Source organism: Cellulomonas septica (assembly GCF_012396155.1).
Classification (GTDB): Bacteria; Actinomycetota; Actinomycetes; order Actinomycetales; family Cellulomonadaceae; genus Cellulomonas; species Cellulomonas septica.
In genome coordinates, this window is record NZ_JAAXOY010000206.1 from 1 (window position 1) to 5,252 (window position 5,252).

Annotated in this window: 4 protein-coding genes and 1 pseudogene; 2 read left to right on the forward strand and 3 right to left on the reverse strand. The window is 73.2% G+C overall.

Going from position 1 to position 5,252, the window contains the following annotated elements; genetic code table 11:
- The coding region (locus HGA02_RS09525) for a helix-turn-helix transcriptional regulator (protein WP_168678809.1) at positions 1–548 on the forward strand (548 nt) is incomplete at its 5' end.
- Positions 549–550: 2 nt separating this feature from the next.
- On the opposite strand, the gene HGA02_RS09530 is transcribed toward HGA02_RS09525, so the two are convergent.
- Both HGA02_RS09530 and HGA02_RS09535 read right to left on the reverse strand, forming a co-directional pair.
- On the reverse strand, positions 551–1,435 hold the full coding sequence (locus tag HGA02_RS09530; RefSeq protein ID WP_168678810.1) for an alpha/beta hydrolase: 885 nt from the start codon (positions 1,433–1,435) through the stop codon (positions 551–553).
- Between the two features lie 11 nt (positions 1,436–1,446).
- Positions 1,447–1,848 carry a hypothetical protein gene (locus HGA02_RS09535; RefSeq protein WP_168678811.1) on the reverse strand — a complete coding sequence of 134 codons (402 nt, stop codon included), beginning with the start codon at positions 1,846–1,848 and terminating at the stop codon, positions 1,447–1,449.
- 280 nt (positions 1,849–2,128) lie between these two features.
- On the opposite strand from HGA02_RS09535, the gene HGA02_RS09540 reads away from it, so the two are divergent.
- Complete coding sequence (locus HGA02_RS09540) at positions 2,129–4,867, forward strand: glycoside hydrolase family 9 protein (RefSeq protein WP_168678812.1); 2,739 nt, start codon at positions 2,129–2,131, stop codon at positions 4,865–4,867.
- A 133-nt stretch (positions 4,868–5,000) separates the two neighbouring features.
- On the opposite strand, the pseudogene HGA02_RS09545 reads toward HGA02_RS09540, so the two are convergent.
- A pseudogene (locus HGA02_RS09545) lies at positions 5,001–5,252 on the reverse strand (hypothetical protein); the annotation flags it as partial.

A 5,252-nucleotide genomic window follows, 5' to 3' on the forward strand; every position in this document is an offset into this window, starting at 1 on the left:
ACGACGCTCTTCCGATCTCGCCCGCGGCCCGCGCCACCGGTGCGCGGACCGTCGCCGGGACGATCGACGGCCCGGAACGCGTGCGGCTGCTCGAGCAGGCCACGGACCTCGCCGCGTCCTCCCCCGCGAGGCTCGAGCACGTCCGCTGCCTCGTGGACCTCGGGGCAGCGCTCCGACGGTCGAACCGGCGGGGCGACGCTCGGCCGCCGCTGCGCGAGGCTCTGGACCTGGCCGACCAGCACGGGATGACGCTGCTCGCCGGGCGGGCCCGCGACGAGCTGCACGTCAGCGGCGCCCGTCCACGACGACCCGCCACGACCGGACCCGGCTCGCTCACCCCGGCGGAGCACCGCGTCGTGACCCTCGCCAGCCAGGGGGTCACCAACCGCGACATCGCCGGCCAGCTCTACGTCACCCGGCGCACCGTGGAGACGCACCTGACGCACGCCTTCCAGAAGCTCGGCGTCCGCAGCCGCGCCGAGCTCCCCGACGCCCTCAGCGAGCCGCACCGCCCCCGGCCGGGACGGGCCGGTGCGGCCGCGCGCTGACGTCAGGGGTGGGCCACGAAGAAGTCGACGACCTGCTGCCGGAAGTCGCTCGTGAGCACGTGCGACCCGTACAGCTCGTTGACCTGACGCTGCGCCTCGGCCTGGAAGTCCGCCGTGAACGACGGCCCGGGCGACACGACGGCCCAGTTGATCGCACTCGCGGGCCCGACCGGGACCCCGCACGCGTCGAGCTGTGCGCCCGCCTGGAGGTCCGCGACCGCGTCGGCGGAGTCGGCGGGGCTCACGCTCGAGGTCGGGTCGCTGATGCGCTCGAAGGCCTCGGGCACCAGGCCGGCCGGCTCGTTGACGTAGAACGCCCAGTCGACCCCGCTCGCCGCGACGGCGGCCCAGTTCGCGACGAGCCCCGCGTCGGTGGGCGGGATGCGCTGGTCGTTCCGGCCCACGACCCACAGCGTCGGGGGCGGCAGGACGACCGTGCTCGAGAACGTGCTCGCGACGCCCCGGACGTTGAACAGCGCGAGCGCCTTGGCCGGCGTGAACACGGTCGCGAGGCTCGCGAACGCGCCGCCCGAGGAGAAGCCGAGGTAGTAGACGTCGGACCCGGCGAACCCGAGGAGCGAGATGAGCGCGTCGACGTTCACGAGGTCCTGGTTCGTCACCGGGTCGGCCGTCATGTCGTAGTCGCCGCTCGGGCCGGCGCTGTCCAGCGCCGCGACCGCGTAGCCGGCGTCGACGAGCGCCTCGACCTGGAGCCGGTTCTCCATCAGCCGGAACCAGACGCTCCCGCCACCTCCGCCGTCGAACAGGACGACCAGCCCGATCGCACCCGCCGGGACGTGGTGCCGCACCGTCGCCCCGTTGACGCTCGTCACGGTGAGCGTCCAGGTGAAGCTCGGCGGTGCGTTGTCTTCTCTGTGCCAGCACATGGTCGACTCCCTCATCCCGCCGAGGTCAGGACCTCGATGTCGGACAGCTGGTCGTTCGTGAAGATCGGCGGCAGCGGGCTGTGCACGCGGACGTTGACCATGATCTCGTCGGCGTCGCCGACGGGGTCCTCGCCGAGGACCGAGCGGGCGACGGTGTGGCGCTCGACCACGCCCTCGAAGACCTGGTCCCTCTCTCCGTCGGTGACCTCGAACCGGTGCCGCGGGAACTCGGTGAGCGTCGGTCCCTTGATCCCGCCGTCGGAGCCGTGCGCGGTGGTGTGCGCGTGGAAGTTGAGCCCCATCGCCGCCAGGTGCCGGTCGATGGGCGTGAAGGTGGCGTCGTACTCGACGCGCAGCGTGACCTGACCCTCGGACTCGCTCAGGGTCAGGTTGGGGTTGGTGATGCTGGGCATGATCCGTCTCCCGGTGTGCCTGCCGAGGCGCTGGTCGCCTCCGTCGGCACGAGCCTTCGCCCCGCGGCGGTGCCCCACATCGTGGTGGGCACCACGAAGATCCGGGACGTGCCACCGCACGGGGGACCGGGTCCGTGACGGCCTAATCGATTCCGCTGACGGAGCGCCTCTGACCTGCAGCGGGAGCGCCCTAGCGTGAACGGAGCGCACCTGCGACGACCGGGCCGGCCGGTCCCTCACGGGTGGCACCCACCCGTCGTCCGTCCAGCAGAGGACCGCCATGTCACGGAACACCCACCACCGAGGGCCGCGCCGGGCCCGCGTCGCCGCCGTCGCGGTCGCCGCCGCCCTGGCCGTGTGCGGCGTCGTCGCCCCGCGGGCGGCGTTCGCCGCCCCCGACCCGGGCTCGCAGGTCAAGGTCAACCAGGTCGCCTACGTGCCGGGCGTCGCCAAGGTCGCGACGCTGGTCAGCACCTCGACGTCGCCGGTCGCGTGGACGCTCCGGAACGCGGCGGGGACGACCGTCGCCTCCGGGGCGTCGGTCGTCCGGGGCGCCGACGCGCTCTCCGGCGACTCGACCCACCTGATCGACTTCTCGACGTTCGACACGCCGGGCTCGGGCTACGTCCTGTCCGCCGGCGGCGCGAGCAGCCTCCCGTTCGACATCTCCGCGGACCCCGTCAAGAAGCTGCGCTACGACGCGCTCGCGTTCTTCTACCACCAGCGCAGCGGCATCGCGATCGAGTCGCAGTACGTCGGCAGCACCTATGCGCGGGCCGCCGGGCACCTGGGCGTCGCGCCGAACCAGGGCGACACGAGCGTCCCGTGCCGGCAGTCGTGCGGCTACAACCTGGACGTGCGCGGCGGCTGGTACGACGCCGGTGACCAGGGGAAGTACGTCGTCAACGGCGGCATCGCGACGTGGCAGCTGCAGAACGCGTACGAGCGGACGCTGCACGTCGCGGGCGCCGACGCCACGGCGCTGGCCGACGGCACGATGGCGATCCCCGAGCGCGCCAACGGCGCCCCGGACGTGCTCGACGAGGCGCGCTGGGAGGTCGAGTTCCTGCTCCGCATGCAGGTGCCGGCCGGTCGCACGGACGCCGGGATGGTGCACCACAAGATCCACGACGAGAACTGGACGGCGCTCCCGACGATCCCCGCGCGCGACAGCCAGCGCCGGCTCCTGTCGCCCGTGAGCACCGCGGCGACGCTCAACATGGCGGCCGTCGCCGCGCAGGCGTCGCGCCTGTGGAAGACGCTCGACCCGACGTTCTCCGCGAAGGCCCTCGCGGCGGCGCAGACCGCGTACGCGGCGGCCAAGGCCAACCCGAACCGCCTCGCGTCGAGCACCGACGGGACCGGAGGTGGCGCGTACAGCGACAACTCGGTCACGGACGAGTTCTACTGGGCCGCCGCCGAGCTCTACGCGACGACCGGCTCCGACACCTACCGCGCCGACGTCACCGGCTCGTCGCTGTACCGGGGTGGCAGCTTCGCGCAGCGCGGCTACGACTGGGGTTGGACCGGCGGTCTGGGCGACACGACGCTCGCGCTGGTCCCGACCGGGCTGCCCGCGGCCGACGTCGCCGCGACCCGGGCCGCGATCGTCTCGTTCGCCGACGCCGCGCTCGCCCGTGCGAACGCCCAGGCCTACCCCGCGCCGAACAACGCCGGCTCCGTCTACTACTGGGGCTCGAACGGCCAGGTCGCGAACAACGCGAACGCCCTCGCGCTCGCCTACGACTTCACCGGCCAGGCGAAGTACCGCACGGGCGTCTACGCGACCCTCGACTACTTCCAGGGCCGCAACCCGCTGAACCAGTCGTACATCGCGGGCTACGGCGAGCGTGCCGTGCAGAACGTGCACCACCGGTTCTGGGCGCACCAGGCCGACGCGTCGCTGCCGATCGCCCCGCCGGGGTCGTTCTCCGGCGGTCCGAACAGCGAGCTGCAGGACCCGATCGCCGCCGCCCAGCTCGGCGGCTGCGCGGCCCAGAAGTGCTTCGTCGACCACATCGAGGCGTACTCGGTGAACGAGGTCGCGATCAACTGGAACTCGGCACTGGCCTGGCTCGCGAGCTGGGCGGCCGAGCACGCGGGCACCGCGCCGGCGGTCGACACCACGCCGCCGACCGTGCCGGGCACGCCGACCGCGAGCGCCGTCACGGACACGTCGGTCACCCTCACCTGGACGGCGTCGACCGATGCCGAGAGCGGGATCCTCGGCTACGACGTGATCCGGGTCGCGGGCGACGCGCTGCAGGTCGTGGCGTCGACGACGACCGCCTCGGCCACGGTGACGGGCCTGACGCCCAGCACCTCGTACACGTTCGTCGTCCGGGCCCGCAACAACGCCCGGCTGTTCGCCGACTCGACGCCGGTCACCGTGCGGACCACCGGCACCACGGCCGACCTGCCGCCCAGCACGCCGGGCTTCCCGGTCGCGTCGGCGATCACGCAGACGGGCGCGACGCTCACGTGGACGGCGTCGACCGACGACAAGGGCGTCACGGGGTACGACGTCCTGCGCGCCCAGGACGGCACCGTCGTGGCGACGTCGAGCACCCCGTCGGTGACGCTCACCGGCCTCACCCCGGCGACGGATCACGTGCTGACCGTCCGGGCCAAGGACACCGCCGGGCAGCTCTCCGCGCTGTCGCCCAGCGTCACCTTCCGGACGCTCCCCGAGGTCACGCAGCCGCCCGGGGGCTGCAAGGTCACCTACTCGGCGAACTCGTGGGGCAACGGCTTCACCGCCTCGATCACCGTCACGAACACCTCGTCGTCGGCGTGGACGTCCTGGCGGCTCGGGTTCACCTTCCCCGGCGACCAGAAGGTCACGCAGGGCTGGAGCGCCACCTACAGCCAGACGGGGTCGGCGGTGACCGTGACGAACGCGCCGTGGAACGGCTCGGTGCCGGCCGGTGGCTCGACGAGCATCGGCTTCAACGGCTCGTACAGCGGGACGAACACCGCCCCGACGGCGTTCACCGTCAACGGGACGCCCTGCGCCTGACGCGCATGGGCGGCTCGGCGGGGACGCCCTGACCGCCGAGCGACGCGACGACGGCCGCCGGTCCGTGTGACCGGCGGCCGTCGTGCCGTCCCTGCGGCGCCCGTCCCGCTCGGACGGTGCGGGCGCCCGCTGCTCAGATCCGGGCGGCGGGGTCGGTGCCGTCGTCCGTCTCGCGATACGTCCCGGTCGTCGGAGCGGTGGTGCCTCCCAGGTCCACGTCGTCGGCGACCGGCGTGACCACCGCGTCGTCGGCGACGACCGGCGTGAGCTCGACGTCCTCGACGACGACGGGCGTGACCTCGTCGTGCTCGCGCGCGACGACGTCGTCGGCGACGTCCTGCACGGAGCGAGGCTCGTACGCCTCGGTCTCGTGGGTGGTGTGCTG

Excerpts from the sequence above, each read along its gene's own strand:
- HGA02_RS09535 (WP_168678811.1), bottom strand. The coding sequence starts at position 1,848 with ATGCCCAGCATCACCAACCCCAACCTGACCCTGAGCGAGTCCGAGGGT.
- HGA02_RS09540 (WP_168678812.1), top strand. The coding sequence starts at position 2,129 with ATGTCACGGAACACCCACCACCGAGGGCCGCGCCGGGCCCGCGTCGCC.
- HGA02_RS09530 (WP_168678810.1), bottom strand. The coding sequence starts at position 1,435 with ATGTGCTGGCACAGAGAAGACAACGCACCGCCGAGCTTCACCTGGACG.